We start from the raw sequence: 25455 nt of genomic DNA on the forward strand, positions 1-25455 counted from the left end.
TTCGTGTGCCGGACCGGACAGATTGGAAAGAAGGCAAAGCCTGGGACGGGCGCTGCTCCAGCGTCCGTCCCAGGCTTTGTCCTATGGTGTCTACTTGTCCCCGAAGGTCTTGTCCAGGGCGCTGAGGGTGTCATCAATAATGTCCTCGGGGTCTTCAAGCCCGATGGACAGGCGCAAGTGGCCGTACTTATGGAATGATGCCGGGTAGTTTTCCGATCCGCCGCGGGCATCCGGGCCGACGTGGACGATCAGCGTTTCATCGTGGCCGAGCGAGACCGCCGACGTGATGACCTGCAGGTTTTTCACGAAGGTGTTCTGGGTATTTGAGTCACCTTCCACAGCGAATGCGAGAACGCCTCCGAAGCCGCGGCCTCCGAACTGTTTGCCGGCCAGTTCGTGCTGCGGGTGGGAGACCAGGCCAGGGTAGAGGACGTAGGCGATCCGCGGGTCGGATTCGAGGACTGCCGCTACCTTCCCCGCGCTGGAGAACTGCTGCTTGAGGCGCAGCGGCAGGGTCACGGAACCGCGCATGATCATCCAGGCGTTGAAAGGCGAAATCACTCCGCCGGCATCAACGATGGCATCGTGCCGGATGTGCTGGACGAGTTCGCGTCGTCCAATGACCACACCGCCCATTGCGTCGCCGTGACCGTTGATGTACTTGGTCAGCGAGTGGATGACCAAGTCTGCGCCGTCGTCGAGGGCTCGGTAGAAAGGTGCCGGAGTGAACGTGGCATCAATGGTCAGCAGGACGCCGGCGTCCTTGGCGATACTGGCCAGGGCGGCGACGTTGGCCACCTTGGTGGTGGGATTGGCGATGGTTTCAGCGTGAATCAGCTTCGTGTTCGGACGAACGGCTGCCCGGACTGCTTCCAGGTCGTCCGCATCAACGAAGGTGGCGTCAATGCCGTACTTTTCCGGAAGAAGTTCCCCGAAGAGACGGTAGACCGCTTCGTAGGTGACGTTGGAAACCACCACGTGATCGCCGGACTTCAGGAGGGCGAAGAACACTCCATGCAAGGCGGCGACGCCCGTGGCGAAAGCGGCTGCCGCCTCGGCGCCTTCCATAGCGGAAAGCTTTGTTTCCAGGGCGACCTGGTTGGCTCCGGCATTTCGGGTGTAGACCAGTCCGTCGTCAACGCTCGACCAATCCATGTCCGAGGGGTCGTCCGGGAGAAGGTAGGAGTTGGCCATGATGAGGGGAGTGCGGAGGGCGCCGGTGCCTTTGTCGATGCTGTTTCCGCCATGGACGGCCCAGGTGGCGTCATGGACGGAGGCCCGGTTGTGCTTGTCAGGTGCGCGGTTCATTGTTCAGGTTTCCTTTCGGAGGGTACGCCCTCATCAGCGGGCAGTGGAATGCGGCGCTGGGCGGTGGCTGATCAGGCGCTGGACGCTGACGACCTCTGAACCCAGCGTGGACAGGTGCTTGGTAAGGTCAGCTCCTGCAGCAAGCAACGATTCGGTGCTCATCGGTGCAAGTGCGTCCAAAATGAACAAAGCTGAGGTGGTCTCGTCACGCAATTGCGTGCGGCGGCCTTGACGCCAATTCCATCGACGGCAGGTGACGCCGTCGTCGTTGCACCAGAGAACTTCACCGGCGTCGGGGTATTCGACGACCGGTTCTCCGCTGGCTATGGTGTCGAAAGGTTCCTGGCCCGTCGCACGAACCAGTCGTGGTGCCCCGCTGTATCGGGCGAGGTCTTCGCCGCCGAGCGGGATCTGGTGCATGACCGAGATTGCGTTGTAAAGGTCCGTGAGCCTGTTGACCCTCGGGAGGCCCGCATCCGCCCGCCGAACCAATGCTTCAAGGCTGTTACGTGTGCGGTTGGGCTTGGCGCCGAAGGCTTGGTACGCCTCCCGCCATGCGGCAATGTGCGGAAGGTGTTCGGCCTTCTGCTCGCTCAGGGCTGTCCGGGCACCTTCCTCAGCCTGCTCCAGCAAGGCGTTGCTTGCTTCATCGCTGGCCCCGGGGACGAGGCCATCGACCGCAATCAGCAGGGCCCGGTAGTCGGGTCGAAGTTCGAAAACAGCGGGTTCAACCTGGGCGGCGTCCAGGGTTTCCTGAAGGGCTTGGGTACTAGGCATTGCCTGCCTCCCGATGGCCTGAACCGACACCGCGTTCAAAGACAGCGAGGGAGAACCGTGCCGGTTCGGAGGTGCTGTTGCTGTAAGAGTGGGCTACGTCCCCGGGGAAAGTGACCGAGTCCCCGACTTCGAGGATGATCGTTTGGTCCGCAATGCCCACCATGACGGTGCCTTGTTGAACCTGCAGGAGTTCCTTGGTGCCGGGAGTATGTGCTTCGCTTGAGTGCTGGTCGCCTGGTCCGAGGATCCAGTCCCACAACTCCACTACTTCCGGTGGAGCTGTTCCGCCGACCAGCACGCCGCGTCCGCCCGAATCGCTGCTCCACAGCACGGCACCTTCACCCTTGCGGGTCACTGTGACGGCCTTGGGCTCGGGCGACTGGACCAGGTCCGGCAGCCCGACGCCCAAGGCATCGCTGATCCTTAGCAGAGTGCCGACGCTTGGATTCATGGTTGCTTGCTCAACGTTGACCAGCATGCGGCGGCTAACGCCCGCCGCTTCGGCCAGTTGATCCAGAGTCATACGGCGGGCCAGGCGCTCCTGCTTCACCCGCGTGCCGATGGCCGAAGCCAAAGTTGCGATGTTTTCATCCATGAATGCAGCATACTGCACTTAGAGTGCACTTTCAATGGGTATCGATCCCGGAAGCGTTGACAGATTCCTTTGCCTGTTCCTGGCGCAGCCGGGACTGGGAAAAAGATAGCGCCCATGAGATATGTTGTTCTCAACAATTAAGGTAAGGCTAATGGATCCCTATCAACTCAGCGTCTTGCGCGAGCTCGGCGATCACGGCAGTGTGGCCGCTACGGCACGCGCTCTTGGCGTGAGCCCCTCGGCGGTCTCCCAGTCACTCGCTGCGCTTCAACGTAAGTTCAAGGCACCCCTCACTCAGAAACGGGGGCGATCCGTTGAACTCACTGATGCCGGTCAGGCGCTGGCGGTAGCTGCAATCGCTGTTTCCGAGGCGATCACCCGCGCTGAAGCAACGGTGGATGAGTTTGTCGGAGGCATCGATCGGACCGTGCGCGTCAGTGCTTTCCACAGCGCAGCGATGACGTTCTTCCCCGAGTTGGCCGCCTTGGAACACACGGAAGGATTCCCAGTGGTTGAATGCGTCGATGAAGACGTCGACCGTGTTTCGTTCCCCGCTCTGACGGCCAGCTACGACATTGTGATCGGCCACAGAATGAGTCACACACCCCCGTGGCCCAGGGACAGGCTTGCCGTGTTGTCGTTGTTGCGGGAACCTATGGACGTGGCAATGCACTCGTCCCATGATCTGGCGATGAAGAGGACGCTGAAACCTTCTGACTTGGTGGGAACGACGTGGATTTCCACCCATGCTGGTTTCTCACCGGCCGACATGCTCGACGCAGTAGCCGCTGCGGCCGGGTATCCGATGCGCGTTGTGCACAGGATCAATGACTTCAGCACTGCCGCGGCCATGGTGTCAGAATGTGGACACCTTGCATTGCTGCCCCGGCATACCGTTCGGATTCCTGCATCCCAGGACGTCGTCCTGCGTCCGATCGAAGGCGTGCAAACAGTTCGCCACGTGGACATGCTGGTCCGCCCCGAACGGGTAGTTCACCGGGCAGTGGCTGTTGTTATCGATGCTTTGCGCGGGATCGCCCAATCACATGTTCAAACCCCCTCAGTCAGGAGCGCCCATGCCCAAGAATCCACGCGATGAGATAGACGCGCAGATTCTTGCCGAGCTTCGTCGAAACGCCCGCATCAGCTTGGCTCAACTTGGCGGGAAGGTGCTGCTTTCCCGTAACGCTGTGCGGCAGCGAATCGAACGGTTGGAACGGGATGGCTTCATCAACGGTTACACCATCAAGGAATCCACTGGGAACGGGGCGCCCACAGTCAACGCCGTGCTCCTGATTCAGCGTCAGGACAGGATGAGGGGTGGTGACGTCATCGCCGGGTTGCGGGCGATTCCGGAAATTACCACCTGCGACGTCGTGAGTGGGGAGCTTGATCTGATCGCCAGGGTGGAGGCACCTGATGCAGCCAGGATCCAGGAAATCTGGCGGCAGGTTTCAGAGTTTCCCGGAGTCCGCGACACAACCACTGCCTTGTCCCTCTCGACTGTGATAGACAGGCAGACTCCACGCTGAGGGGGCGCTGATACCGAGCTTGTGGCCCGAATCAGACGCCATTAAGGCCTCAGCCTGCTCGGGCAGGAGCAGTCCTTCGGTGACGGCGAGGTCCATGACACTGTGCCCGGAAGCAAGGGCGCGGTGTGCGAGGTCTGCCGCCACTGCATAGCCCAGCAACGGGAGCAGCGCAGTGGCCTGCGCTGTGGACGCCCTAGCCCGGGAGCGCAGCAAAGCCTCGTTCGCTTCAATGCCTTCCACGCAAAGGTCCCGCAGAACGTCGGCACCGTTGGTCAGCCAGCTCACTGATTGGAGCAGGGCGTGAGCTATGGCTGGTTCGAACGCGTTCAGCTGAAGCTGTCCGTTTTCTGCCGCCATGGTTACAGTTACGTCAGCTCCGGCGACGAAGAAGGCGATCTGGTTGATGACCTCGGGAACCACGGGGTTGACCTTGCCGGGCATGATCGAGGAGCCCGCCTGGCGCGGAGGCAATCGAATCTCGGCCAGTCCTGTTTGCGGGCCACTGGAGAGCAGCCGCAAGTCACTGCAGATCTTGGAGAGCTTGATGGCGGTGCGCTTGAGCGCTCCGGAGAACGTCATGAAGGCGCCGGTGTCCCACGTTGCTTCGACGAAGTCGTGGGCACGGACCAGCGCTACGCCGCTCACGGCTGAAAGCTTGTCGATGACACGCTCAACATACAGTGGATCGGCGGTGATGCCGGTGCCGATGGCGGTGGCACCCAGACTGCATTCAAGCAACAGCGCAGCTGCCTCGCGCAGCCGGCGCCGGTCTTCCTCCAACGTCACGGAGAACGCGGCGAACTCCTGACCAAGGGTCATGGGCACCGCATCCTGCAACTGCGTGCGGCCAACCTTCGGGATGGATGAGAACGCCCGCCCCCGTTCGGCGAACGCAGCCGAAAGCAGGGCCAGACGCTCCAGTAGATCTTCCAAGGCGAACACGAGGGCAAGGCGCACTGCCGTCGGGTAGACGTCGTTGGTGGACTGGCATTTGTTGACGTGCCCGATGGGGTCGACCGCATCGTAGGAGCCTCGGGGATGGCCTAACGCTTCCAAGGCGAGGTTGGCGATGACCTCGTTGGCGTTCATATTGGTGGAAGTCCCGGCGCCGCCTTGGATGACGTCCACCGGAAAAGCGTGGTCGACGTCGCCTGAGGCCACAGTGTCACAGGCTGCAACGATGGCGTGGCCAATGTCTGCCGGGATCAGGCACAACTCGGTGTTGGTCAGCGCCGCAGCCTTCTTGACATACGCCAGTGCCCGGACCAGATGCCGGTGGGTTCCCAGTTGGATGCCGCTGATGGGGAAATTGAGGATGGCACGTTCAGTATGGATTCCCCACAAGGCGGACCGGGGGACCGCCAAGGTCCCCAGGCTGTCCTGTTCAATTCTCACGCCCGCGGTCATGAGGCGATCGCGATGACTTTGGGCTGGGTCATTTCCTCGTAGGCGAAGTGGACACCTTCGCGGCCCATGCTGCCGTATTTTGAACCGCCGAACGGCATTGCGTCGTGCCGGTAGTCCGAGGAGTCGTTGATCATGACGCCGCCTGCGTCGATTGCCTTGGCGGTTGCCAAGGCTCGGCCCAGGTCCTTAGTGAATACCCCGGCCTGCAGGGCGTATTCGCTGTCGTTGGCCAGCTCGATGGCTTCCTCGGGGGAGTCAAACGGCTCCACCAGGACTACGGGGGCAAACAGTTCCTCGCTCCATGCCTCACAGTTGCGGGGGACGCCCGTGAGCACAGCGGGCGTTAGGACCGGCCCGTTCAGGGTTCCGCCAGTGAGTAGCTGTGCCCCGGCTACGACGGCGTCATCGATCTTCCGCTTCGCTTCGACAGCGGAGCCGTTGCTGATCATGGGTCCGACGTCGGTTTGCTCGTTGCGCGGGTCGCCGGTTTTCAAAGCCGCCGTTTGGGCGACGAAGTCCTTAAGGAAGGCATTGAAGACAGTCCTTTGGACAAGGATTCGCTGGGCCCCTATGCAGTTCTGTCCGGCAGCCCAGAAGGAGCCGGAGACACAGGCTTCGACGGCGGTGGCAAGGTCGGCGTCGTCGAACACGATGACAGGCGCGTTGCCGCCGAGTTCCATGGACAAGCGCTTGATACCGGCGTTCGCCGCGATCGCACGCCCGGTGGTAAAACCTCCGGTGAAGGAAACCATGCGGACCAGCTTGGAGGAGATGATGGTCTGCGCGATCGTGCGATCACCCAAGACCACGGTAACGAACTCCGCCGGCAGCCCGGCCTCACGCAGCAGGTCCACCAGGAGGATGGCTGTCAACGGAGTCAGCTGCGACGGCTTCAGGATCACGGTATTGCCGCCGGCAATCGCGGGGCCGAGCTTGTGGGCCACCAAGTTCAAGGCGTCGTTGTACGGGGTAATGGCCGCAATGAGTCCCAGTGGTTCACGGGTGAACCAACCCTGCCTGTTCTCGGAGCCTGCGAAGGAGTCGAACGGGACTACTTCGCCGACGTTTCGGCGCGTCTCCGCTGCCGAGAGCTTGAGGGTGTTGACGGCCCGCGCGACTTCCTTGCGTGCCTGTTTGATGGTTTTGCCGGCTTCGGCAACGATCAGTTCAGCGACTTTTTGGGAGCGCTCCTGAAGGAGGTCCGCGGCGGTGTCCAGGATCCGGCCGCGCTCGTGACGGGGCATGGCGGCCGCTGCCGGCGTGGCGGAAGCGGCACGGATCAGGTCCACCTGAACATCTGCCTCGCTGCACTGGCGCAAGGTTGCCAATACGGAACCGTCAAACTTGTTGTGCACCACCAGATCGTTAGTAGTCACTGGGGAGTTGGCTTCGGCAATCGCTGTTTCAGGCACGGACGGCTCCTTTGACGAATTCGTTGACGGCCATGATGTCCGAGATGAGAGCGTAGGCGGTCTCCACACGGCCAGCGCCCGGGCCGGATACAGTGACTGCCCCGAGCAGATCGGTGGTGAAAGACACGGCGTTGGTGGCACCGGAAATGCCGGCGAGCGGGTGATCGGGCTGCAGGGCGATCGGCTTGACGGTGGCAACGACCCGGCCGTCTGCTTCACGGCGGGCTTCGCCGATCAGCTTCCAGCGATGTCCGCTTGCCAACGCCTTGGCCACGTCATCACTCTTGATGTCCTGAATGCCAGTGGTTTCTACATCGCTGGGGTTCATGCTTGCCCCGAGCAGTTCGTTGGCCAGAATGGCGACCTTGAGCCGGACGTCGGAGCCGCCGATGTCCGCGGTCGGGTCAGCCTCCGCGTAGCCGAGATCCTGGGCTTCGGCGATAGCCTCGTCCAAACGCAAACCGGCTTCCATGCGGCCCAGCACATAATTGCTGGTTCCATTCAGGATGCCTTGGACTGCCGTCAGCTCGAGACCTCCGAGCATCTTGTGTGCCAGGCGGATCACTGGCGTGCCGCTCATGACGGCGCCTTCGTATTCGAAGCGGACGCCGTTGGTTGCGGCGAGTTTGCTCAGTTCAGGGCCCCGGAGAGCGACGGGACCCTTGTTGGTAGTCACTACGTGTTTGCCCGACTCGATGGCCCACCTAACGTGCGAGACGGCCGGTTCGCCGTCGATTGGGCTGGTGAAGGTTGCTTCGACGACGATATCGGCGGGGCTGTTCTTGATGACGTCTTCATTTCGGGGGTCGGAGCTGCCGCCGGGGAGCCCGTCGAAGGAGGTCCCGCGGGGCATGGCCAGGACGGCTGCAAGGTCGATGCCGTCGCCCTGGACGAGTGATCCGAAGGCCAGGTCGGTGATGGCTACGACGCGGAGCTCGAATCCGAGGGAAGCGAAGCGCTGTGGTTCGTCGCGGATCAGTTCGGCCAAGGCGCGGTTAACGCCTCCGAAACCAATCAAGGCCAGGTTGTAAGTAGTCACGGGATCTCCTTGGTAGGGCGGTGATGCTGTCCTTCAAGCCTCGTTCCCGGGTGTGTCAGTTACCTAGGTACGAATCGCCTGTCCGGGATGCCGAAACGCCCAAAAATGCGGGTAGTTTGGCCGCATCGGCCATCGGTCCGATGCTTCGGCATCTCACGGAAAGACAAAAGCGACCTTCCACGGACGAGTGAAAGGCCGCTTTGTATGCGTCTGGTTTATGAGGAGGATCCTCAAAAAGTAAAGACGAAAAAAGGGGTTGAATAGGCTCTACCTTCGGGTGCTGATCCCAGGTGCGGCCTTCCGGCGCAGTTGCATCAGCCCCGCGACGGTCAGCCCGGCGGTAAGTGCGAGGGCCGCCACCCATAGGGTGAGGCCGGCGAGGTCATGGATGGCCATCTGTGGGAGCCTTCTGTCCGGTACGGCTACGACGCCGATGAACGCACCGATGAGTCCGAAGTAGCTGCCTGTCATAAACCGCTGGTGTGCACGGATATTGCCGCGGCGGACGGACCATAGGCCCATGGTCAGCGTACAGAACGTCAGCACAGAGAGGGCGTGGAGCCAGTTGAAGCCGCCGTCGATGGTTCTGATCCCGAAGGAGGTGAGGACTACGACGTACATGGCCACTGCCCAGATGCGGCCCAGGATCTTGTGCGCTGCGCTGCCTTTGTTGCGGCGGAGCAGGTTCACGGCGCCGAAGATTAAGGCGTAGCCGGCTGCGATGGCGTGCAGGGAGATGAGGAAGGTCCACGGCGAGGGCATTTGGCCAGCCTAGTGGCCGTCAACTGTGGCTCCGTAACTGATACTTCCTTCAGCTACGTAGTGCTTTCCTTGCGCTTTTTGACCCTTCGGATGATGAGCCACACTATGAAGGCGGCAAGTCCTGCGTACACGGCGTAATTGAGAAACCGTGAGTACTGGTCCACAAGGTGATATTGCTTACCGAGCAGTGATCCCGCCCCAATGAGCAGGGCGTTCCATACGCCGGTCCCTGCCACGGTAAAGAGGCTGAACGTCATCAGGTTCATGCGTTCGGCACCAGCCGGGAGGGAGATAAGGCTGCGCACGCCGGGGAGCAGCCTGCCAAAGAATATTGCTGATTTACCGTGGCGTTCGAACCAATCAGCGGCCTTCTCGAAGTCTTCCCGATCAACCAAAGGCAGTTTCGAAAGTAGCTTGATGGACCGTTCCAACCCCACCTTGTACCCCAGCCAATAGAGGAGCATTGCGCCGGCATATGCCCCGAGGGTGCTGGTGACGAACACCAGTATCAGGTTCATGCTTCCCTGTTGGGTAAGGAATCCAGCCAGTGGGAGGATCACCTCGCTGGGTATGGGCGGGAAGACAGTCTCCAGGAGCGTCAGCAAGCCCACACCCCATTCACCGAGGGCTTCGATTACCTGCGCGGCTATACCGACAATCCCGCCCAGTTCATCGGCTGCAGCAGTCGCTTTAAGAAAATTGATCAGGTCGATCTCCTCTCTTGCGACTCTCCTATAGGAGGCCTGCGGCGCATCCTGCCGGTTCCAAAGAGAAGCCCAGTGATGGGGGACCACTGGGCTTCCACCTCAACGCTATTCCTATCTACGGCCCCGGGCAACACGCAATGTCAAGAGGTTTTCAGGCCGGTGAGTGAACGGCCACGGAGTCGCGCTCAACTGCCGGACAAGCGATCTTCACGGCGGACTCGAGAGGCGCGGCATCAATGCCCAACAGCATCCGAACGCCCGCAGCGCCTAGTTCATAGTGGGGCAGTGACACCGTTGAAAGTGGCGGCCGGAGGTGGGCGGCGATGACTTCCTGGTTGTCGAAACCCACCACGGCAATGTCCTCCGGAATGGAGAGGCCGTTTTCCCGCAGGCCATCGTAAAGTCCCATGGCCATACGGTCGTTGTAGCAGTACACCGCACTGACTCCAAGCTTGAGCAAATCCTCAGTGGCACCGTAGCCGCCTTCCTGATCCGGGTACGCTTCGAGCACCAGATCGGGATCAAAAGAAATTCCGGCAGCTTCAAGTGCGTCCTTGTAGCCCTGGAGTCGGCCATCTTTGGCGGGTGCAGGGGTAGTGGTGTTGATAAACGCGATTCGCCGGTGGCCGCCGCGGAGCAGGATCTCAGTGGCCGACTGTCCACCTTGCGCCTCATCCGGTACTACGGCCCGCGCGGTCCCGGCGTCGGGGGAAAAACAGTTGACCAAGACGAAATCCGCCTCGCGAAGGGTTTCCGGGATGTCGGTGGGGCGGTGGAACCACGTTGAGTAGAGGATGCCGCGGACTTTGTATTCCAGCATCATGGCAATGGCATCTCTTTCGAGGTCCTTGTTGCCTTCGGTGTTGGCGATCAGCAGTGCGTAGCCATGTTTCCAGGCTTCATCCTGGGCGCCATGGATGATTTGGCCCGCGAAGGGCGTGGTGGCTACGCCGTCGGCCACCAACCCGATGAACTTCGAGGTTCCACTGACCAGTGTTTGGGCCATGGCATTCGGCCGGTAGCCCAGTTGGGCGATCGCCTCAGTGACCCGTTGACGCGTCTCATCCGCAATGCGCGCGTTCTTCTTTTTGTTGATGACCAGGGAAACAGTGGCAGTGGACACGCCCGCTAGTTCAGCGACTTCGCGGAGGGTCACCGGATGGGCGCGGCCCGCTCTGGCATGATCGATGGGGGCGGCCGCGATGCCTGAATTTTTCTCCTGCGAAATCATCTGTCCTCCGACTGGAGTATATCCGTCTGCCGTGGCGCTCATCCCTTATTCGCCCCGCTTTCCAAGCCTTGAATCATTGCCTTGTTGAGGACCAGGAAGACCAAGAGCAGGGGAGTGATGGTCACGCAGACCGCCGCAAAGGTCGCAGTCCAATCCACTTTGCCCATGGCCCCGATGTAGTTCTGCAGGCCCAGCGGAATCGTCTTCAAATCCTCGGAAAGAACAAAAGTGTTGGCGAAGATGAAGTCATTCCAAATGAAGATACTGTTCACCAAGACAACAGTGACCACGGTGTTCAGTGAAAGAGGCAGGGTGATCAAACCGAAAATCCTGTACGGGCCGGCACCATCCAGGGACGCGGCCTCGTAGGTTTCCCGCGGGATGTACTCGAAGAAGGATGAGAACAGGTAAATGGACATGGGCAAGGCAAAGCCAGCCAGGGGGATGATCATCGACTGGTAGGTGTCCAACAGGTTCACTGCGGAGTAATCGATGAACAGTGGGACCAAAGCGATTTGAACGGGAACAATGATCCCCACCAGGAACAAACCGCGGACGAACCGGCTCAGGCGGAAGCCGAGAACCTGAATGGCGTAGGCAGCCATCATGCCGAACAACACAATGAGGATGTTGGCGCCCATGGTGACGATGAAACTGTTCAGGATGTTCCGGCCGAGATCGCCGGTTTCGAAGGCCCTCGCATAGTTTTCCCACGTCAATGAGCTGGGAAGAGCGAAGGGATCGCCGGTTGCGAAGTCGTGTTCCGTCCGCAGGCTGGTAACGAACAGCCAGGCGAGCGGGTAGACCTGAACTATCACGATGAGCATCATGAGGACCCGCGAGAGTGTCCGGTACAGGCTCGGCTTACGCCGCCGTCGTTTAATAACCGGCGACGGCGGAACTGTCGCGCGCGGGGTAGAAGGGGCTGTTTGGGTGATCATTAGTCTGCCTTCCGCTTAAGCATGAACAAGATGAGGCCGACGGCGACGAGGCACTCGATCACGATGAAGACGGAGATTGTGCTTGCGTAGCCGAAGTCGGTGCTGGTGAAGGCCGTCTTGTACATGTAGGTGGTGAGCAGCTCGGAGGACTGCCCGGGGCCACCGTTGGTCATGAGGTACGGGATATCGAAACCGCGCAGGCCGTAGGTGGTGGCCATGATGGTGGTGGTAATCCACACGGGACGTATGTAGGGAAACCGGATCTTGGTGAAGAGTGTCCATTTCGAGGCCCCATCCAGGACCGCTGCTTCTTCCAGTTCCTTGGGCACGGCAATCAGGGCAGCGTAAATGATGAGCATGTAAAGTCCGGTGAACCGCCAGCCTTCGGGGGCGGATACGGCTGCCAGTACGGTGTTTACATCGGAGAGCCAAGCCCGCTCAAAGGAACCCAAACCAAGCCAATGCAGCAGTTGGTTCAACAGGCCAACGGGGTCAATGGAGTAGATGCGGATGAAGAGGAATGCGATCGCTACGGTGGAGATCACAGCTGGCAGCAAGTAGAGGGTTTTGATGAGTTCCCGGCCCCGGCGAAGTGACGTGAGCAGGCTGGCTACGACCAGTGCTCCGCCGAGCTGCAGCACCAGGCAGATGGCCAGGTACAGGAGTGCGTTGAAGAAGGACCTCCAGAAAATGTCGTCTGCGGTGAGCATACGGACGTAGTTGGCGAGGCCTACGAACTCCATCTCGCTGATGCCGTTCCACGAGAAGAAGCTGAGGAACAGCGACTGAAGAATCGGGAAGAGTACGGCTGCGCAGTAGAGCAGCAGCGGTGGAAGCAGGAAGACCAGGACCGAGGTCCTTGACCTGTTGGGTAGCATGGTGGGCCTTTCGGGCGGGGGCCTTGGGAGCCCCCGCCGCTTGGGTTTACTTGAAGAACTTGGGGGCGTTCTGCTTGATGGCGTCGTCCATGGTCTTGGTGAACTGTTCGGGCGTGATGTTGCCCTGGACCAGGAGGACGAGTTCCTGTTGCAGCCGGCCGTTGGTGGTGGGGTCCAGCTGGGTGTCCCACGGCATTGCTTGCTTGTCCCCAAGGGTGTTGGCCGTTTCGAGCGCCTTCTTGTACAACGGAGTCGCGTTCGCCGGGATGGTCGTTTGTACGTTGGTGGTGGGGGAGAGGGCCCCGGTGGCAGCGTATTCAGCCGGGTACTTCTCCAAGGCGAACTTCAGGAAGTCGCTCACCAGCGGGTCGTAGGTCTTCGAGTTCACTGCCATGCCAATACCGGAGGGTGATACGAACTCGTTCGCAGCAGTCACCGAACTTCCAGTGGTGGGCAAGGTGAAGAAATCGATGTCGTCCCGCACATCAGGGTTGAGCTTGTCCGTGGCGAGGCTGGGAAGTTCCCAGGTGCCGATGTTGTACATGGCGGCCTGTCCCGAGGTGAACTGGTTCTGCGCGTCCGAATATCCCTGGGCGGAGAAGCCCTCCTGGAAGCACTTGGCCTTGCCAAGGTCAGCCATCCACTTCACGGTCTTCTGGCCGGCGGCATCCGAGAAGGACGCCTCGCCCTTCTTTAGCTTCTGGACGAAATCGGGTCCCGCTTCACGGAACGGCTGGTACGCGATGTAGCGTTCCAGCGGCCACTGGTCCTGTCCGTCGATGGCGATCGGGGTGATCCCGGCATTCCGCAGGGCAGTGCACATGGCGGGAATGTCGTCGAGGGACTTCGGCACGGAAACGCCGGCCTTCTGCATCAGGGCCTTGTTGTACCAGATGAATTCGAGTTCGAACTGGAACGGAATCATGTACAGGGAGCCGTCGTCGAAGCGCTGGTAGTCCAGTGCGCCGGGCCGGTAATCGTCGTAAATGTCCAGTGACTTCAGGAGCTTATCGGCGTCCACCATTTTGCCTTGCTTGGCCAGTTCCTGGGCGAAGGGGGTGGCATCGGTATCGAACAATTCCGGTAGCTTGTTGGCTGCGGCCAGGGTTTCAAGCTTTTGAATGTACGAGGGCCGGTCCGGGGTGGTGATGAGGTTCAGTGCGAAGCCTGGGTGTTCCTTGGCGTAGTCGTCCGCGAGTTTCTTCATGATGTTGATGACAGCTCCGTCGGCGGGCCTGGAGAGCAGCCAGGATATTTCGCGGGGCTTGATCTCGCCGGTGGGGCTGACGTTGGAGGGGTCACTGGCGGCTCCTCCGCCGCCGCAGGCTGTCAAAGCCAGGGCAGCGACGGCTGCGACGGCAGCGGCACGGAATAGTTTCTTCATGGCGGCAATCTCCCTTGATTGAACAGAGGTTGGGGATGGGGCGGTATTCAGTTGTCGGTGCGCTGACGTATCTCAAGTTCGGTGACGGTGGCGGTTCCTTCACCGGCGAAGACGCCGATTCTCCCTGCCGTCAGGTCGTAGATCCTGGTGCTGAGCGCAACCTGACGGTCGACGACGGCGACGCAAATGTCGCCGTCGACGATGACCTCAAGGGTGTGCTCGCCAGGGGTGAGGTCGCAGGGCCGCTCGAGTTCGATGTCGAAGGGGACGTCGCCCGAGACATGCCACTGCGCGTCCCCGGTGATGGTGCGCGGCCAGCGGTCGAAGACAAGTCGCCCGCGTTTGGGTTCCAATCGCAGCACGTAGGACCGGTCGCCGTCGTCGCTTGATCGCAGCAGCAGCCCGCACTCGGTGGTGTTGGCGGCGATGTCAATGACAGCTTTGGCGTAAAACTGCTGGGGCATTTCCTCGTCGGAGACCATAGCGGTGTAACCGTCCGGCACGTGGAGCAAAGCCGGCAAGGAACCCGCAAGGGACACGGGGACGTCGTCCCAGAAGCTCTCCACGAGTTCATCTGCGAACAAAAAACCCAGTGTCCCGTCGGGGTTTTGGAGGGCTTCCAGCACGGACATTGTTCCGGCCCACTGCCATGGACCCTGATCTGCGTTGCCTTCCTTACTGGCAATCCATCCGAAGAAAAAGCGACGTCCGTCCCGCTCTGCGGTTTTTGACGCATAGAAGGCGCGGCCGTCGATGCTGTCCAGCGCGGGCACGGTCCACGGCCCGTCGGGGCTTTTGGACATGCGGTACCGGGTGGTGAACGATTCCGAGAACTCGGAGTACACCATGTACCACCAGTCTCCCCAAGAGAAGACGTCCGGGCATTCGTGCGTGATGTACCGGCGCGGATCCCAGAACGGTTCAGTGTGCTGCCAGGTCATCAGGTCCGTGGACACACACTGCGCGATGACGCCGCGGCGCCGTTCCGGCCCTGTTGAGTGCCTTGCCGCGAGAAGCATCCGCCACTGGCTCTTGCTGTCATCCCAAAACACAAAGGGATCACGCCAATCACCGGACTCGTAGCCGTCCGGAGCGCCGAAGGTGAGCTCGGGGTGCTTTTGCCAGGTTTCCATACCGTCAGAGCTCGTGGCGTGCATGACCAATTGAAGGGGCACGCCGTCCGGGCCGGGATTGCGGGGGTTCTGGCCGGTGTAGAACAGGTGGTGGACGCCGGACCCGTCCGTGATGATGCTGCCCGTGTAGGCGTTGAAGTCCAGGTCGGTTTCGCTGCCGTGGTGCAACGAAACGCCATGGTCCTCAAACTGGGTGAGGTCTTTTGTGGTGACCAGATTCCATGAGGTGCCGGGTTTCGGGTCTGAGCGGTCTTCGTGAAGGTAGAAGAGCCGGAACTCCCCGTCCTTCTCGAAGGGGATGAGGTCCCCAACCCATCCGTCGGAGGGCTGGAAAAAGACTGAGCGTTTCATCTGCGCTGATGTCCATTCTGCTAAAGCGTTTGATCACTGAAAGCTAGCGTGTAATTTCAGACTGTTCAAGCGTTTTAGCAAAATTCATTCCTAATATTTTTGCTCTTGCTAAAACGCTTGACCGTCGCCAGGCGGTGCAGCTAGGGTCCTGCATAGCTTCGGCTTCCCCCACCGCATGAATGGCCCTTCGGCGCGCTGTTGCGCCGAACCTTGAGAGGAACGAATCAATGACGTACGAAATCTCTCGTCGCACTGCCCTGCAGGGCGCAGGCGCTGGCGCCTTCGCCCTGTTCTTGAGCAACGCCGCCCCCGCAGCCGCAGACGCCCCGGCGTCACTTCGGGCCGTCTACCACATGACTCCACCTTCGGGCTGGCTGTGTGACCCGCAACGTCCCGTCCACACCAATGGCGCCTACCAGCTCTACTATCTCCACTCCGGCCAGAACAACGGCCCGGGCGGATGGGACCACGCAACTACGGGCGACGGCGTGGCCTTCACACACCACGGTGTGGTGATGCCCCTGCAGCCCGATTTCCCGGTGTGGTCGGGATCGGCGGTGGTGGACACCGCGAACACCGCTGGTTTCGGTGCCGGGGCGGTAGTCGCACTGGCCACTCAGCCGACTGGCGGCATTCGAAAGTTCCAGGAGCAATACCTCTACTGGTCAACCGACGGCGGCTACACGTTCTCCGCCCTCCCGGACCCGGTAATCGTGAACACTGACGGACGAACCGCCACCACCCAAGCTGAGATTGAGAACGCAGAGTGGTTCCGTGATCCGAAGATCCACTGGGACGGAGTGCGCAATGAGTGGGTGTGCGTGATCGGACGGGCGCGGTACGCAGCGTTCTACACCTCAGCAAACCTGCGGGACTGGAACTGGAAATCCAACTTCGACTACCCGAACCACGCCCTGGGCGGTATTGAATGTCCGGATCTGTTTGAGATGACCGCCGACGACGGCACCCGGCATTGGGTGTTCGGCGCGAGCATGGATGCCTACAGCGTCGAGCTGCCGATGACCTTTGCCTATTGGATGGGGGCCTGGAACGGCACGGCATTCGTTGCTGATGACCTCACGCCGCAATGGCTGGATTGGGGATGGGACTGGTACGCCGCCGTCACGTGGCCCTCCGTCGAGGCCCCCGAAACTAAGCGCCTGGCAATCGCTTGGATGAACAACTGGAAGTACGCCGCCCGTGACGTACCCACAGATGCCTCCGACGGCTACAACGGGCAGAACTCAATCACGCGGGAACTGCGCCTGGAACGCCAATCGGGAGGTTGGTACAGCTTGCTCAGCTCTCCGGTTGGCGCGCTGCAAGGTCACGTCACTGCCACCACGGCCCTGCCCGACCGTACGGTTAACGGCAGCGTGGTACTGCCATGGAGCGGGCGTGCTTATGAGCTTGAGCTCCACATTTCCTGGAATCTGGCAACGAACGTTGGCGTATCTGTTGGCCGTTCCCCGGACGGTTCCCGCCATACCAATATCGGCAAGTACGGCGACGAGTTATACGTTGACCGTGCGCCTTCAGACCAAAGTGGGTACACACTGATGCCCTACGTTCGGGCCGCAGCGCCCATCGATGCCAATGCGCGGTCAGTCCATCTGCGCATCTTCGTGGACACGCAGAGCGTTGAGGTATTTGTGAACTCGGGACACACCGTGATTTCACAGCAGGTTCACTTCGCAGACGGCGACACAGGGCTTTCACTGTATGCGGACGGTGGCCCGGCGGACTTCACCGGAATCACCATCCGGGAGTTTGGCAATCCGCTGTAGCCGGGCTGTAGTGTGCGGCCCCTGGGCTAAGCGCCGTGGGGCCGCGCATGGGCATGGTGACCCGAGCGGACCTTCAGTGAGGAAGGTCGAAAGCGGTGGACGGCGCGCGGCTCACGTCGAGGCTGGCGGGGGTGGCGTGCTCTGGGCTTGTGCTCCTCCTCGGCGCGCGACGAGGGAAGCAGGGCCAAGGGGAGGATGGTGGCTCCGAGCCAGACAACCACGCCGATAAGCACTAGAAGGATGGCTGAAGTGGGCTCCATGGACTAAGCATAGGCACAACTGCCACCGTTTATAAGTACCCTGACGACCCTTGCGGCCGGGCAGCGTCCTTGACAACTCCAGCGGTGCCACGACACTGATTCCATGTACAGGAACAGCCGCGTATCAGCCCAGTTTTCAATGTCCCTTGATGGATTTATTGCCCGTGAGGATGACGGCGTCGGCCCCTTATTCGACTGGTACGAGGCCGGATCCGTGGAAACCTGGATGCCAGGCCACCCTGTGCCGTTTCATCTCAGTGAAGCCGACGCCGACTACTGGAAGTCACTTCCGCGGGAGGGAGCGTTCATCTCCGGCAGGCGGATCTTCGACGTGGCAAAGGGGTGGGGCGGTCACCCGCCCAATGAGTCACCAACCGTTGTCCTGACGCACCGCGAACCCCCGGCGGACTGGCCACCTGTCCGGCGGGATGGCAAGCCCGCGCCGTTTGAATTCGTAGGGGACCTGGACACGGCCCTGGAGCGTGCCGCCCACCTGGCGGCTGGTAAGGAGATTGGCGTTGCCGGCGCGGACGTGGTGCAGCAGTGCTGGCGCCGTGGTGTCATGGACGAACTCCGTGTTGACTTGGTGCCGGTACTGCTCGGAAGCGGAATCCGTTGGTTCGGAGATTTGGCAACGGACGTCATGCTCGACGATCCCGTGATCGTTTCCGGGACCCGCGTCACCCATCTTGTCTATCAGGTACGCTCCGCGGCCTCGCGCTGACGTCACGAATGCGGGGTTTTCCACAACCGGAGAAACAGCGTACGACGGCGGGTGCCCGCCCGCGCTAGGCTGGTCACCTCGGCTGATGCAAGTGGCCGCAGGAACCACAACGCGGAGCCACACCTTAATGTCCGATGACCTTGCCTTGACCGCTCTGGCGGCCTCTTCCTTTTCCTTGCCCGAGCTGCGCGACGGCCAACTCGCCGGCATGACCGCCCTGGTAGAGGGGCGTGATGTCCTGGCTGTCATGCCCACCGGCTATGGAAAGTCTGCTACCTATCAAGTCGCAGCGCTGCACCTTTACAACCAAACGGGCCGGCCCGCCGTCGTCGTTTCTCCCCTCATTGCCTTACAGGAAGACCAGCTGGACGGGTTGACGGATAACTTGGGCGAGGGCGCCGCCGTCGCCATCAATTCATCCCGAAGCGATTCAGAGGTGGAGGAAGCCTGGCAGGCAGCCGAGACCGGCAAAGCAACCTTTCTGTTCCTTGCCCCCGAGCAATTGGCCAAGCAGGAGACCGTGGAGCGGATCGCTAAGCTGGACATCACCATGTTCGTGGTGGACGAGGCACATTGCGTCTCCTCCTGGGGCCACGACTTCCGGCCGGACTACCTCGAACTGGGCAATGTCCGCGAACGCTTGGGCAAGCCGCCGGTCATAGCCCTCACCGCAACGGCGTCCCCACCAGTGCGTGACGAAATCGTGAAGCGACTCGGCATGACAGAGCCGCTGGTCCTGGTTCGAGGGTTCGACCGCCCCAACATCAGCCTCGACGTTGTCCGGCACCAGGAGGACAAGGGCAAGCGACAAGCCCTAGTGGAACAAGTCGTAGCGCTTGCCAAGGCGGAGGGCCTGGGGCTGTTGTATGCCGCCACCCGCAAGGACACGGGGAAATACGCGGCCAAGCTGGTAGAGCACGGTCTCCGTGCCGAGGCGTATCACGCAGGCCGCACGGACTCCGACCGGGAGAGCATCCATGAGCAATTCCTGGATGATGAACTGGACGTCGTAGTTGCCACAACAGCCTTTGGCATGGGAATCGACAAACCCAATGTCCGGTTCGTGGTGCACGCCGACATTCCGGAGTCCCTGGACTCTTACTACCAGGAAATCGGCCGCGCGGGCCGCGATGGTGAACCGGCTTCCGCGATACTGCACTACCGTGCCGAGGACCTTGGGCTGCGCAAGTTCTTCGCCACCCACTCCCCGGACGCGGAGGCGCTCATGACCGTGCTGAAAGTCATCAGGAACGCCGGCGCGCCTGCTCCGAAGACAGCCTTGGTGGAGCTCACCGGTTTCCCTGCCCGCCGTGTCACGGCACTGGTGAACCAGTTGGAGGAAGCCGGCGCCGTGAGGACCGGTAAGCGCGGCACCCGCCTCAGCTCCAAAGCCAAGCTGAGCACATTAGTGGACCGAGCCGTCGAACTGGCTGAGGCGCGGCAACGCGTGGACCAGTCGCGGCTCACCATGATGCGAGGCTTTGCGGAGACGGATGCCTGCCGTCGTCAGTTCCTGCTGGGCTACTTTGGGGAGAACCTGCCGGAGCCCTGCGGCAACTGCGATGCCTGCGCTGAAATTCACGACGACGCCGGGCCGGGTTCCGCCGGGCACCCCACCTCAGACGCAGAGAACCTGTTTCCGTTGCAGTCCACTGTGATCCACAAAGAATGGGGTCCGGGCCTGGTGATGCGGCACGAGGACGATGTCATGACTGTTCTGTTCGAACAGGAGGGCTACAAGACCCTGTCGCGCACCGCCGTCGTCGAGCATGAATTGCTGAAGCCTGCTTAGGTGCGGGCCGGATGCACTCCGGACTTTCCACGAAAGATCATCACCATTAGCAGTCCGGTCAATGCCGTCCCGCTCACGAGATACAGCAGCTTGCCCCAAGGAGAGTAGTCGCCGCCGGATATGAAGAAGGCGTCTGCCAGGGCCATGCCTGCGGAGAAGGACGCGAAGAAATACATAGGAGCGCCGAGCACCAAGATCAAGAGCTGGAGAATCACAACGGTTCTCATCCGTGAAATAACGCGTCTCGCAGTCAGCATAACCACAACGGCACCAAGAACCGTTCCAATGCTTGACCACGTCAACACCGCGGCCAACGAAATTGATTCGTTGTGCCGGGCCAGGCCCTCATGTATCTCGTCCAGGGTGGCACCCGGAACGGCGGCGAGAGGATTCCACACGAGGATCTGCAACGCCGCGAAAAGAGCGTACGCCGCTATCCCAAGCAGCCCAACAATGCTGACTATCACCCGCGATGATTGAGTGCTGCTTCCCATGATCCCCATGCAGGCAGCCTAGGGGAATCAGGTATTGAGCTCCAGCATGAGGGCTGGCAGTTCGTCCGCGAGTTCCCGGGCAAGGAACCCCAGGGGCCCGAGCTTGCTGGCCAGACGGTCGGCGGCTGCCGCGTGGAGATGGGTGCCCCAGCACGCGGCCTGGGCATCGCTGGTACCGCGCGCACGGAGCCCGGCAATAGCCCCTGCCAAAACATCGCCGCTGCCAGACGTCCCCAGGCCGCCGTAGCCGGTGGTGATTTTCCACAGTACCGAGTCCTCCGTGGGCTCCGGAGCGGCGATGTATCCCTGACAACTCACCACCGCATCAAACCGCCGGGCGATCTCAGCAACATCAGCCCCAAGATCCTCCACGTCCCTGCCCAGGAGAATGCCGGCCTCTGTCGGGTTCGGCGTGAGGACCAGCCTGCCACGCCACGGTCCCAACTCATCCTCAATCTTCACCAACCCGCCCAAGGCGTAGGCATCAAGAACGACGGCGGGAGCTCCGGCGTCGTCCGCGGCCCCCGAGGACTCCTCCCGCTTCAGCAGCGCTCGCAACAGCGATTCCGCCAATTCGAGATCGTCCAAACCTGGGCCGATCAGCACGGCGTCGGCCCGTTCCAGGTAGGACGTGATCCGGTCCAATCCCTCACCGGTCACGGAGCCGCCGACGTTCTCGGGCAGGGCGATTGAGCCGCACTCCGGCAGTGCAACTCCCACGTGCACGGCTACGGATTCGGCCACGGCCAAGGTAATTTTTCCCGCGCCGGCACGAAGGGCTGCGGTTCCGGCGAGCAAAGCCGCGCCGGGGGTCGCCCGGGCTCCGCCAATGACCAACACGGCACCGCGTGAGTACTTGTCTTCTCCGGGCGCCGGCAGCGGCCAGTCACGCAGAAGCGACGGTGTCACCAGTGTGGGTGTGCTGGAATCATTGTGGGTGGACACTGGCATCTCCGGCGTGCTCTGTGACGGTGACACCCTGTTCTGTGAGGTGGTCAGCCACATTGAAGCTCTCAAGTTCCCAGGGCCCCGCGCCCGAAGGCCGCACGTACCGGGTGATGGATGCATTCAGCACTGACGTGGTCGCTGCAAGGTCAAGAATTTCTTGCTCGGACATGCCCTCCAGGACATAACGGACCAGCAGGATGACGGCGTCGTGGCAGACCAGCATCACCCGGTGCCCTGTTCCCAAGGTGTTGAGCTCATCCAGGATTGAACGAAGGCGGAGCGCGACGTCGGCCCACGATTCACCGCCCGGCGGCCTGTAGTAGAGCTTGCCCAGCCACAGTCGCCGCTCGGCTTCGTCCGGATATCGGGTCTCCACGCCAAGGCGTGTCAGCCGGTCCAAGATTCCCAGTTCCCGGTCGCGGAGGCGTTCATCGGCGAGCACCTTCACGGGCCAGCCGGCGGTCTCAACAGCGATTTCCGCGGTCTGCCGGGCCCGTGCATAGGGGGAGGAGACAATCGCATCCGGGCGGAGTTCATCGGCGATCCGGGCCAACGCCGTTCCCAGTGCTTTGGCTTGGTCCCGTCCGGTGCCCGATAGGTTCACATCAGCATCCCTGGCCGGAACATCAATCACTTCGGCTCCAGCCAAACGAGCCTCCGTTGCGGCCACGTTGCCTTCGCTCTCGCCATGCCGGATCAGGAGCAACTCCACAGCGCCGGCCTCCTGCACTGCGTCCGTCAGTCCGTCCTCATTCACAAAGATCACCCTTTCGCGTGCGTCGCCGAATGCAGAACACTACCCACTGCGTACCCACTGGGCCAGAAGATAAACGCTCGACGGCGATCGCGAACCCCTGTTGTCCGGAGGTGGAGTGAAGTAAGTTGCTCGCATGGAGGACTCATACCCAGTCATCATTGTCGGTGCCGGATTCGCGGGCGTAGCAGCAGCCAAGGAGCTCGGGCGCAAGGGTGTTCGCGTCTTGCTGATCGACTCGAACAACTACCACCAGTTCCAGCCGCTTCTTTATCAAGTGGCAACCTCGCAAATCGGAGTGTCGGCCATCGCCCGGCCGCTTCGTTCGGTTTTCCGCCGCTACAAAACAGTCAAGGTTCTGACGTCGAAGGTGGAATCCGTTAGCGCCGCTGATCGAGTGGTCCGGACGTCTGATGGTCGCGTCATGCGTGCCGATATCCTGGTCATCGCGGTCGGGGCGGTCCCGAACTTCTTCAATACCCCCGGCGCGGAAGAGCATGCCTTTCCGCTGTATTCGGTCACCGATGCCACGAGGCTTGGGACGGGCCTCACCCGGTTGCTGGACCAGGCTGACAGAAACCCCGACGGGTCGGTTCACGTCGTTGTGGTGGGAGGCGGGCCCACTGGTGTTGAAACGGCTGGGGCAATGGCCGAAAACGTCAAGTACGTTGTGAGCAAGTACTTCTCGCCGGAGCTGGCAGCGCGTTGTCGGGTGCATCTGGTGGATATGGTTCCCAGTGTCCTGAACATGTTCTCCAAGAAGTCCCAGAGCTATGCCACGGACCACTTGAAGAAGGTGGGAGTCCAACTGCACATGGGTGTGGGCGTGACTGAAGTCCGGCAAGACGGGGTGACCTTGGCGGACGGGAGTTCTGTACCCGGACAAATCGTGGTGTGGGCCGGGGGCCTGAAAGCGGGCGACCTCATTGCCGGCTCGGGTCTTGCTCAGGGGAGAGGCGGGCGTATCGATGTCCGTACCGACTTGACTGCCCCCGATGCGGAAGGCGTCTACGTCATTGGAGATGCAGCCAACATCACGGATTCAACGGGCGCAAAATTGCCGCAACTGGGTTCGGTCGCACAACAGGCCGGAAAATGGGCCGCTAAGAACATCCTCGCGGAGCTCAGTGGTGGCAGCCGGACGCCCTTCCGCTATGTGGACAAAGGCTATATGGCGATGGTGGGGCGTGGCGCCGCAGTGGCAGAGCTGGGCCGCAAGCGCCTCCAGTTGCAAGGCATCCTTGCCTTCTTGTCCTGGCTTTTGGTGCACCTCGCACTGTTGTCCGGGGTCCAACAAAAGATCCGGGCCTTGTTCTCTTGGCTCAACGGCTACCTCCTACACAGCCCTGCGCAGGTAGTGGTCAGCGGACCGATTGAGAAGGAACCAACGGAACAGGATCCGCCGGGTGCATTGCCTTCAAAGGAGTCTTGACGAGGACTCGTTTTTGTAAGTCCTGTGAGCCAAAAGTGCGTGGGCAACAAGGAGCAACCCGGCCAAGGCAAGCGGAAATACGTGCAGGGGGATGGACAGCAGGATCAACAGCACTCCGACGGCGGCGGCCATGACGTCGCGGATGCGGGGTTGAACAGGACCGCCTACGGGAACCCCGGATTCCAATTGCCGGGCCAAATCCGGGTCTTGGATGAAGAGCTCGCGCTCAAGCTGCTGCAGTACTTTGCGCTCCCTTTCTGAAAGTGGCATGGGAGTTCCTCCTAAGCGCTACGGCTCCTTTGTGCGGTTGGCATATCAGCTGGTTTCGCGGGTAAACCTGATTTCCAGTGACTCGATAAGCTAAGCATGCTTACTATTCAGATTTCAAGCATGAATTCTGTGTTCGTGCGGAGGGAGGCCCGCTTGAGCACCCAAGCTGGAAAGATAGCAGGAGGAACCTCGAACAAGGAGCAACATCATGACACTCAAAGAGCGCTTGAAAGCCGACGTCGTCGACCACATGAAGGCCGGCAACAAGACCGCCCTTACTACTGTCCGCAACGTGCTGGGCGAGATTACTACCCGCGAGAAGTCCGGGAAGACTCCGGTGGAGCTGGACGACGCCCAGGTCACATCACTGCTTCAAAAGGAAGCCGCCAAGCGCCGGGACACAGCCCGCATCTACACGGAGGCCGGCGAAAATGACCGTGCAGCCGCCGAAGTTGCTGAGGCTGAAATCATCGAGGCTTACCTGCCGAAGGCCCTCACCAGGGAAGAAGTAGAGGCGATCGTCGACGACGCCATCCAGGCACTGAAGGCTGACGGTCAAGAGCTTTCCATGCGTTCCATCGGAGCCGTGATGAAGCCCGTCACCGCCAAGGTTGCAGGACGTTTTGACGGCAAGACTGTAAGCGAGATCGTGCGCGGACGCTTGGCCTAGCGAGCTCAACTGTCCCCAAGCAGCCACCGCAAAGTGTCAGCATTCCGCACGGCGTTACCACCGCCGTCGTTGTTGAAGTAGACGTAGACATCCTTGCCGGCGCCGTCCCACTCGCGAATCCGGTCCGCCCACCATTGGAGATCGTCATCGGAGTATGAGCCGCCGTAGAGGTGCTCATGGTCCGGGCCGTGCAGTCGAACGTACACGAATGGTGCGGTGGCCCGAAGGATGCACGGCAGATGGGCGCCACTCATGATGCAGTAGGCAGCACCTCGGCGTTCCAGCAGGGCGTAGACGTCCGGGTGGTCCCAGCTGTCATGGCGAAACTCGACGGCGACGCGAATCCACTGCGGCACGGTTGCCAGGAAGTAGTCGAGTCGGGCGTCGTCGCGTTCAAAATCTGGCGGGAGCTGCGCCAGCAGCACAGCCCTCTTATCGCCGAGTTCGTGCCAGCAGTGGACGATCCGTTCCACCCAGACTTCTGGACTATATAGTTTCTTGCCGTGCGTGAGGCCCCGCGGCGCTTTCACCGACATGGCAAAGCCGGGCGGGAGCCGCTCCCTCCAACTTGCGAAGGACGTGTCGCGAGGCCACCGGTAAAAACTCGCATTCAGCTCCACCGTGTTGAAACGCGCTGTGTAGTGGGCCAGACGCTTGGCAACAGGGAGGCCCGGTGGATACAGCACGTTCTCCCAATGGTCGTAGCTCCAGCCCGAGGTGCCGATGTGGATGCCCATGAAGTGGATGGTAGCGGGTTATTCACAGGAAAGGGTGGCTGGCTTGGGAGGCTCACCGGGCGCTGGCCTGGACTCGAGGGGCAAATCCAAGGTCTCGCGCTGGACAAGACTTCCGACTGGCTGCACTTAA

26 protein-coding genes are annotated in these 25455 nt (G+C 61.2%); 7 read left to right on the forward strand and 19 right to left on the reverse strand.

Annotation, left to right across the window (positions count from 1 at the left end; genetic code table 11):
* Positions 1-90: 90 nt before the first annotated feature.
* Genes KCX59_RS05160 through KCX59_RS05170 form a run of 3 tightly spaced genes read right to left on the reverse strand, consistent with a single transcriptional unit; the run spans position 91 to position 2680 of the window.
* Positions 91-1308 carry a trans-sulfuration enzyme family protein gene (locus KCX59_RS05160; protein WP_179019918.1) on the reverse strand — a complete coding sequence of 406 codons (1218 nt, stop codon included), beginning with the start codon at positions 1306-1308 and terminating at the stop codon, positions 91-93.
* A 33-nt stretch (positions 1309-1341) separates the two neighbouring features.
* Positions 1342-2085 carry a B3/B4 domain-containing protein gene (locus tag KCX59_RS05165; protein ID WP_179019920.1) on the reverse strand — a complete coding sequence of 248 codons (744 nt, stop codon included), beginning with the start codon at positions 2083-2085 and terminating at the stop codon, positions 1342-1344.
* Positions 2078-2680 carry a helix-turn-helix domain-containing protein gene (locus KCX59_RS05170; protein WP_091467530.1) on the reverse strand — a complete coding sequence of 201 codons (603 nt, stop codon included), beginning with the start codon at positions 2678-2680 and terminating at the stop codon, positions 2078-2080. Before KCX59_RS05170 ends, KCX59_RS05165 begins: the two co-directional genes overlap by 8 nt.
* Before the next feature lie 151 nt (positions 2681-2831).
* On the opposite strand from KCX59_RS05170, the gene KCX59_RS05175 reads away from it, so the two are divergent.
* Both KCX59_RS05175 and KCX59_RS05180 read left to right on the forward strand, forming a co-directional pair.
* Complete coding sequence (locus KCX59_RS05175) at positions 2832-3779, forward strand: LysR family transcriptional regulator (RefSeq protein WP_179019922.1); 948 nt, start codon at positions 2832-2834, stop codon at positions 3777-3779.
* Positions 3757-4212, forward strand: coding sequence for an Lrp/AsnC family transcriptional regulator (locus tag KCX59_RS05180; protein ID WP_179019924.1), 456 nt, complete (start codon positions 3757-3759; stop codon positions 4210-4212). Before KCX59_RS05175 ends, KCX59_RS05180 begins: the two co-directional genes overlap by 23 nt.
* Here the strand turns inward: KCX59_RS05180 and KCX59_RS05185 are convergent.
* From KCX59_RS05185 to KCX59_RS05230, 10 genes are all read right to left on the reverse strand, one after another.
* Complete coding sequence (locus KCX59_RS05185) at positions 4135-5607, reverse strand: aspartate ammonia-lyase (protein WP_370629259.1); 1473 nt, start codon at positions 5605-5607, stop codon at positions 4135-4137. The genes KCX59_RS05180 and KCX59_RS05185 overlap by 78 nt on opposite strands.
* Before the next feature lie 8 nt (positions 5608-5615).
* The gene (locus KCX59_RS05190; RefSeq protein ID WP_178996115.1) at positions 5616-7031 is read right to left on the reverse strand and encodes an aldehyde dehydrogenase family protein; all 1416 of its coding nucleotides are present in this window, start codon (positions 7029-7031) and stop codon (positions 5616-5618) included.
* Positions 7024-8070: a homoserine dehydrogenase gene (locus KCX59_RS05195; protein ID WP_179019926.1), complete on the reverse strand. Its 1047-nt coding sequence runs from the start codon at positions 8068-8070 to the stop codon at positions 7024-7026. Before KCX59_RS05195 ends, KCX59_RS05190 begins: the two co-directional genes overlap by 8 nt.
* Positions 8071-8337: 267 nt before the next feature.
* A complete protein-coding gene (locus tag KCX59_RS05200; RefSeq protein WP_017199908.1) occupies positions 8338-8832 on the reverse strand; it encodes a DUF2306 domain-containing protein in 495 nt (164 codons plus the stop codon).
* 53 nt (positions 8833-8885) lie between these two features.
* Positions 8886-9626, reverse strand: a complete 741-nt coding sequence (locus KCX59_RS05205) for a DedA family protein (protein ID WP_179019928.1) — start codon at positions 9624-9626, stop codon at positions 8886-8888.
* A 64-nt stretch (positions 9627-9690) separates the two neighbouring features.
* Positions 9691-10770: a LacI family DNA-binding transcriptional regulator gene (locus KCX59_RS05210; protein ID WP_179019930.1), complete on the reverse strand. Its 1080-nt coding sequence runs from the start codon at positions 10768-10770 to the stop codon at positions 9691-9693.
* 38 nt (positions 10771-10808) lie between these two features.
* Complete coding sequence (locus KCX59_RS05215) at positions 10809-11711, reverse strand: carbohydrate ABC transporter permease (protein ID WP_179019932.1); 903 nt, start codon at positions 11709-11711, stop codon at positions 10809-10811.
* Complete coding sequence (locus KCX59_RS05220) at positions 11711-12589, reverse strand: carbohydrate ABC transporter permease (RefSeq protein WP_091465608.1); 879 nt, start codon at positions 12587-12589, stop codon at positions 11711-11713. The genes KCX59_RS05215 and KCX59_RS05220 overlap by 1 nt, the downstream gene beginning before the upstream one ends.
* Positions 12590-12635: 46 nt before the next feature.
* Positions 12636-13973 (reverse strand): ABC transporter substrate-binding protein, encoded by a 1338-nt coding sequence (locus KCX59_RS05225; protein ID WP_179019934.1) that lies wholly within the window; start codon positions 13971-13973, stop codon positions 12636-12638.
* Positions 13974-14020: 47 nt separating this feature from the next.
* Positions 14021-15457, reverse strand: a complete 1437-nt coding sequence (locus tag KCX59_RS05230; protein WP_179019936.1) for a family 43 glycosylhydrolase — start codon at positions 15455-15457, stop codon at positions 14021-14023.
* 227 nt (positions 15458-15684) lie between these two features.
* On the opposite strand from KCX59_RS05230, the gene KCX59_RS05235 reads away from it, so the two are divergent.
* Entirely contained in the window at positions 15685-17244 is a 1560-nt protein-coding gene (locus tag KCX59_RS05235; protein ID WP_179019938.1) for a glycoside hydrolase family 32 protein, read from the forward strand.
* A gap of 26 nt (positions 17245-17270) precedes the next feature.
* On the opposite strand, the gene KCX59_RS05240 is transcribed toward KCX59_RS05235, so the two are convergent.
* Positions 17271-17504, reverse strand: coding sequence for a hypothetical protein (locus tag KCX59_RS05240; RefSeq protein ID WP_139025136.1), 234 nt, complete (start codon positions 17502-17504; stop codon positions 17271-17273).
* A 103-nt stretch (positions 17505-17607) separates the two neighbouring features.
* On the opposite strand from KCX59_RS05240, the gene KCX59_RS05245 reads away from it, so the two are divergent.
* Both KCX59_RS05245 and KCX59_RS05250 read left to right on the forward strand, forming a co-directional pair.
* Positions 17608-18228: a dihydrofolate reductase family protein gene (locus KCX59_RS05245; RefSeq protein ID WP_179019940.1), complete on the forward strand. Its 621-nt coding sequence runs from the start codon at positions 17608-17610 to the stop codon at positions 18226-18228.
* Positions 18229-18355: 127 nt separating this feature from the next.
* Positions 18356-20020: a RecQ family ATP-dependent DNA helicase gene (locus KCX59_RS05250; protein ID WP_179019941.1), complete on the forward strand. Its 1665-nt coding sequence runs from the start codon at positions 18356-18358 to the stop codon at positions 20018-20020.
* On the opposite strand, the gene KCX59_RS05255 is transcribed toward KCX59_RS05250, so the two are convergent.
* From KCX59_RS05255 to KCX59_RS05265, 3 genes are read right to left on the reverse strand one after another with little or no spacing between them, the layout of a single operon-like run.
* Entirely contained in the window at positions 20017-20523 is a 507-nt protein-coding gene (locus KCX59_RS05255; protein ID WP_256871749.1) for a hypothetical protein, read from the reverse strand. The genes KCX59_RS05250 and KCX59_RS05255 overlap by 4 nt on opposite strands.
* Positions 20524-20541: 18 nt before the next feature.
* Complete coding sequence (locus tag KCX59_RS05260) at positions 20542-21465, reverse strand: NAD(P)H-hydrate dehydratase (RefSeq protein WP_179019943.1); 924 nt, start codon at positions 21463-21465, stop codon at positions 20542-20544.
* Positions 21443-22228, reverse strand: a complete 786-nt coding sequence (locus tag KCX59_RS05265) for a histidine phosphatase family protein (protein WP_179019945.1) — start codon at positions 22226-22228, stop codon at positions 21443-21445. The genes KCX59_RS05260 and KCX59_RS05265 overlap by 23 nt, the downstream gene beginning before the upstream one ends.
* A 124-nt stretch (positions 22229-22352) precedes the next feature.
* On the opposite strand from KCX59_RS05265, the gene KCX59_RS05270 reads away from it, so the two are divergent.
* Positions 22353-23648: an NAD(P)/FAD-dependent oxidoreductase gene (locus KCX59_RS05270; RefSeq protein WP_179019947.1), complete on the forward strand. Its 1296-nt coding sequence runs from the start codon at positions 22353-22355 to the stop codon at positions 23646-23648.
* Here KCX59_RS05270 and KCX59_RS05275 read toward each other — a convergent pair.
* The gene (locus tag KCX59_RS05275) at positions 23634-23918 is read right to left on the reverse strand and encodes a DUF3040 domain-containing protein (RefSeq protein ID WP_179019949.1); all 285 of its coding nucleotides are present in this window, start codon (positions 23916-23918) and stop codon (positions 23634-23636) included. The two genes, KCX59_RS05270 and KCX59_RS05275, sit on opposite strands and share 15 nt — an antisense overlap.
* Positions 23919-24126: 208 nt before the next feature.
* On the opposite strand from KCX59_RS05275, the gene KCX59_RS05280 reads away from it, so the two are divergent.
* Positions 24127-24588, forward strand: coding sequence for a GatB/YqeY domain-containing protein (locus KCX59_RS05280; protein WP_054809390.1), 462 nt, complete (start codon positions 24127-24129; stop codon positions 24586-24588).
* Between the two features lie 5 nt (positions 24589-24593).
* Here the strand turns inward: KCX59_RS05280 and KCX59_RS05285 are convergent, their stop codons facing one another.
* Entirely contained in the window at positions 24594-25325 is a 732-nt protein-coding gene (locus tag KCX59_RS05285) for a DUF72 domain-containing protein (RefSeq protein WP_179019951.1), read from the reverse strand.
* Between the last annotated feature and the right edge of the window lie 130 nt (positions 25326-25455).

The sequence above is a fragment of the Paenarthrobacter nitroguajacolicus genome (genome assembly GCF_051027655.1).
GTDB classification, from domain to species: Bacteria; Actinomycetota; Actinomycetes; order Actinomycetales; family Micrococcaceae; genus Arthrobacter; species Arthrobacter nitroguajacolicus.

Bases quoted from the DNA above. Each gene is read 5' to 3' on its own strand.
- KCX59_RS05170 (WP_091467530.1), bottom strand. From the start codon at position 2,680: ATGGATGAAAACATCGCAACTTTGGCTTCGGCCATCGGCACGCGGGTG.
- KCX59_RS05280 (WP_054809390.1), top strand. From the start codon at position 24,127: ATGACACTCAAAGAGCGCTTGAAAGCCGACGTCGTCGACCACATGAAG.
- KCX59_RS05250 (WP_179019941.1), top strand. From the start codon at position 18,356: ATGTCCGATGACCTTGCCTTGACCGCTCTGGCGGCCTCTTCCTTTTCC.
- KCX59_RS05175 (WP_179019922.1), top strand. From the start codon at position 2,832: ATGGATCCCTATCAACTCAGCGTCTTGCGCGAGCTCGGCGATCACGGC.
- KCX59_RS05270 (WP_179019947.1), top strand. From the start codon at position 22,353: ATGGAGGACTCATACCCAGTCATCATTGTCGGTGCCGGATTCGCGGGC.
- KCX59_RS05230 (WP_179019936.1), bottom strand. From the start codon at position 15,457: ATGAAACGCTCAGTCTTTTTCCAGCCCTCCGACGGATGGGTTGGGGAC.
- KCX59_RS05215 (WP_179019932.1), bottom strand. From the start codon at position 11,711: ATGATCACCCAAACAGCCCCTTCTACCCCGCGCGCGACAGTTCCGCCG.
- KCX59_RS05225 (WP_179019934.1), bottom strand. From the start codon at position 13,973: ATGAAGAAACTATTCCGTGCCGCTGCCGTCGCAGCCGTCGCTGCCCTG.
- KCX59_RS05285 (WP_179019951.1), bottom strand. From the start codon at position 25,325: ATGGGCATCCACATCGGCACCTCGGGCTGGAGCTACGACCATTGGGAG.
- KCX59_RS05235 (WP_179019938.1), top strand. From the start codon at position 15,685: ATGACGTACGAAATCTCTCGTCGCACTGCCCTGCAGGGCGCAGGCGCT.
- KCX59_RS05180 (WP_179019924.1), top strand. From the start codon at position 3,757: ATGCCCAAGAATCCACGCGATGAGATAGACGCGCAGATTCTTGCCGAG.
- KCX59_RS05260 (WP_179019943.1), bottom strand. From the start codon at position 21,465: ATGCCAGTGTCCACCCACAATGATTCCAGCACACCCACACTGGTGACA.
- KCX59_RS05165 (WP_179019920.1), bottom strand. From the start codon at position 2,085: ATGCCTAGTACCCAAGCCCTTCAGGAAACCCTGGACGCCGCCCAGGTT.
- KCX59_RS05255 (WP_256871749.1), bottom strand. From the start codon at position 20,523: ATGGGGATCATGGGAAGCAGCACTCAATCATCGCGGGTGATAGTCAGC.
- KCX59_RS05200 (WP_017199908.1), bottom strand. From the start codon at position 8,832: ATGCCCTCGCCGTGGACCTTCCTCATCTCCCTGCACGCCATCGCAGCC.
- KCX59_RS05220 (WP_091465608.1), bottom strand. From the start codon at position 12,589: ATGCTACCCAACAGGTCAAGGACCTCGGTCCTGGTCTTCCTGCTTCCA.
- KCX59_RS05160 (WP_179019918.1), bottom strand. From the start codon at position 1,308: ATGAACCGCGCACCTGACAAGCACAACCGGGCCTCCGTCCATGACGCC.
- KCX59_RS05240 (WP_139025136.1), bottom strand. From the start codon at position 17,504: ATGGAGCCCACTTCAGCCATCCTTCTAGTGCTTATCGGCGTGGTTGTC.
- KCX59_RS05245 (WP_179019940.1), top strand. From the start codon at position 17,608: ATGTACAGGAACAGCCGCGTATCAGCCCAGTTTTCAATGTCCCTTGAT.
- KCX59_RS05210 (WP_179019930.1), bottom strand. From the start codon at position 10,770: ATGATTTCGCAGGAGAAAAATTCAGGCATCGCGGCCGCCCCCATCGAT.
- KCX59_RS05275 (WP_179019949.1), bottom strand. From the start codon at position 23,918: ATGCCACTTTCAGAAAGGGAGCGCAAAGTACTGCAGCAGCTTGAGCGC.